Genomic DNA, 3,263 nt, shown 5'->3' on the forward strand with positions numbered 1-3,263 from the left:
CTATCCTTTCTCTTCGCTGTGCTTATCTCAACGGTCAACTTTCAATTTGATGTATTTGCCAAAGTGAGATGCACCCTATGTAACAGTATGTAAACAGGGCCCCCTAGTGCTGCTTTCTTGGCATTTGGATACTTTACAATCGTTTACATAGTTAGGTTTTGCAGCGCCGACTTACTTAGATGCCTTCTATACTTGTAACTCCTCCTAGGGCGTCGGTTCAGTATCAGGAGTTGACAAAATAAACTGGAAATGATAAGTGAATTGAGAAGCCTGTTAAATGCTCACAATCAGAAAGAAGGAAGAAACCTGATGCGCCCTCATTTATGGCATCCTCCAATTGAACTCTCAGACGCTGAAGCTTTGATTATCAAACGCATTAAACGAGCCAAGTTATTCACGTTTCTTCGACTGAACCGTTCATTCATATTTAATGATGAGTTTCAAGAAGAACTTGCTACAATTTTTAAAGACAGCACAGTGGGTCAGAGTCCAATTCCTCCTGCACAAATTGCCTTGGCAATTATTCTGCAAGCCTACTTAGGCATTTCTGATGATGAAGTAATTGAAGAAATGCTCATGGATCAACGTTGGCAGTTAGTTCTCGATTGTCTCAAGTGTAAACTCCCCCTTTTAGTAAAGCCACTTTGGTTCGATTCAGAAAGGGCTTAATTAAAAAAGAACTAGACCAACGTTTAATTGACCGCACCGTAGAAATTGCCAAACACTCATGGTGGGTTTGGCTCATCTCAACTCAAAGCGGCCGATAATTCTTCCCCGTTATGGGGAGCTGGTAAACTCGAAGATACATATAATCTATTGGGTCATGCTTTGCGTAAAGCAGTCAGTGCGATCGCCCGTGCTGGACAGGGGCGGGAGCCAGCAAAAATTGCCGAGTTAGCTGGTGCGACTATTCTCAATAGTTCCAGCTTAAAAACCGCCTTGGACTTAAACTGGGATGACCCAGGAGAGCGTAAAAACGCACTATCAATCATTCTAAACAGCTTATGTTCTGTAGAAGAATGGATGCAAAGCCAGCCTGGTTGTGATGAGTTTGAAGTCGCTAAAGAGACTCTGGATGTTGCCCGAGTAATTGAATCTCAAAATGTAACTTTCGACTCTCAAGGCGTTCCGAGTTTAAGTAAAGGGGTGGCTGCATACCGTCGCATTTCTATTGAAGATCCAGATATGCGGCATGGGCGTAAAAGTCGCTCTAAAAAAATAGATGGATATAAACGCCACGTTCTTAAAGATTTAGAGAGTGGTATAGTTTGCGCGGTGGCATTGACACGCGCCAATACGCCAGAATCTGCTGCTACAATTGACCTAGAACGTGACTTAAAATTTCAAAATATTCACCTATCTGAGTTACATATCGATCGGGCTTATCTAGTCATTGGGTGACACAACGGGATGATAAATTACAGATATTTTGTAAAGCGTGGCAGTCAAAAATTATGGACGGTTTGATAAAAATTCTTTTTTTCTTGACTGGGATACGCATTTAATTAGCTGTCCTAATCAGGTAAGTATCCCATTTGAACTGGGGAAAACTGTTCATTTTCCTCAGAATGAATGTGCAATTTGTCCTCTGAGAGCTGGTTGCACGAATAGTAAAAGAGGACGAACTGTATCAATTCATCCTGATGAAGCCTTAATGCAAGAGTTGCGAGCACGTCAATCCACTGCTATTGGTCGAAAAAACTTAAGAAAACGTACTACAGTTGAACACTCTCTGGCTCATATTGGGCATTGGCAGGGGAACCGTGCTCGCTATATCGGGCAGCGGAAAAATCTTTTCGATCTACGGCGAGTCGCTGTCGTCCATAATCTTCATGTCATTGCTCGAATGGATAAGGTTGGGCCAATTACACCAGGCATAGAGTCGAACTCATGCACTGGCTAATTTCATAAAGTCCTTTTTTTGTCAACTCCTAATACTGAACCGACGCCCTAGTTGTAAAAAACCTACACCTGTCAGGGGGAGAGAGGTGACTCTCAAACCTCACCCGACCTTCCAGAGTTCTGCCATCTGGACTTTAGTTTTTTCCCCATGCTTTTGTGCACTAGTGTCGGAATTCCTCCCAATCCGTAATGCAGTGATCGTTACCATGAGGCTGATGGGGTAAAGCCTGAAAGTCTCCAGTAACAAAGAGCTCCTTCAACCATAGGTTAATTGTGTTGGGACTTATGGCGCTTAACGACAAGCTGAAACTGTTGACTTCCAAGCCTTGCCCGGTGGCATCCTCCCGGTAATGGTCATAAAATCACCGACTTGGTAAAATTCCGTGAGGAAAGTTTCCTCTCATGGGCATAAAAACAAAGTCGAGATGACCTTACTGTGGGAGGAGCACATTAGCGAGGACACCATCTCACGGGCATTGAAAAAAATTGGTTACCCTCGTCGAAAAAAAAGACCTGTGGCTACCGTGAGAGTTCTGGAAGCCAAACGGCAAGCTTTTCTAGCTCAGTTGTCCACCTACCACCGTCCAAGATGGTCTATCTTGATGAGTCGTTTGATGGATAAAAACCAGTATGAGTATTGTTCGAATGAGAATGCCTCGGCTTCCACGCATTTAAGTCGGAGGGGCGTCAACGGCGGATCAACATGATTGGCGCACGCGCACGATGTAACGAAAGTTTAATCGCCCCTTTGACGAGGGAGCTTGCAATCCAACGGTGTTTGAAGTCGGGCTGGAAAGTTGTCTACTTCCGGTACTTGAAGTAGGTCAGGTTGTGGTGAGGCATAAGCCACGTTCCATAAAGGAGGTGGGATTGAGCAACTGATTCCAAATGTGGCATGTAAACTGCTGTACATACCTCCCTCTTCACGCCTACCTCAACTTCATTCAGAAATGCTGGTCTTGCTTAAAGAGTCGGCTCCGCAAAAAACGGGAAAGTTTGAGTGCCTACTCCATGTGATCGAGGATGTCTTAAGCTTTGCGTCTAACAGCCTTGGCGGTTGGTATAAATTAAACTCTGTCTATCCGGAAAATCAGAGTCAGATTGACAAATAATCCGCTCGACTTCACCTGGGTTTGATTTTTTATATAAATTGCTATCGCTCTTAAGCGAATTCCGCTTCCAAAAAAAAAAGTCAAAAATATTTTGGCAAAATGCTTGACAACTCTAGGGAGAGTTGATACATTAATAAAGCGCCGGAAGAGAAGCGATTCACCGAAACGCGCCCTGAACCTAGAAAAAAGAATAGTTTGAAAGCTTAAAGCACTATTAACCTCGTCAAAAGAATCAAGATAGAGAGTAAA

Annotated in this window: 1 protein-coding gene and 1 pseudogene; one reads left to right on the forward strand and one right to left on the reverse strand. The window is 43.5% G+C overall.

Annotation, left to right across the window (positions count from 1 at the left end):
* Positions 1-309: 309 nt before the first annotated feature.
* Positions 310-1,903 (forward strand): annotated as a pseudogene (locus QUB70_RS32055) (transposase).
* Positions 1,904-2,969: 1,066 nt separating this feature from the next.
* Here the strand turns inward: QUB70_RS32055 and QUB70_RS32060 are convergent.
* On the reverse strand, positions 2,970-3,263 hold a 294-nt coding region (locus QUB70_RS32060), incomplete at its 5' end, for a hypothetical protein (RefSeq protein ID WP_332985834.1).

This window comes from Microcoleus sp. A003_D6 (assembly GCF_036702825.1).
Classification (GTDB): domain Bacteria; phylum Cyanobacteriota; class Cyanobacteriia; order Cyanobacteriales; family Microcoleaceae; genus Microcoleus.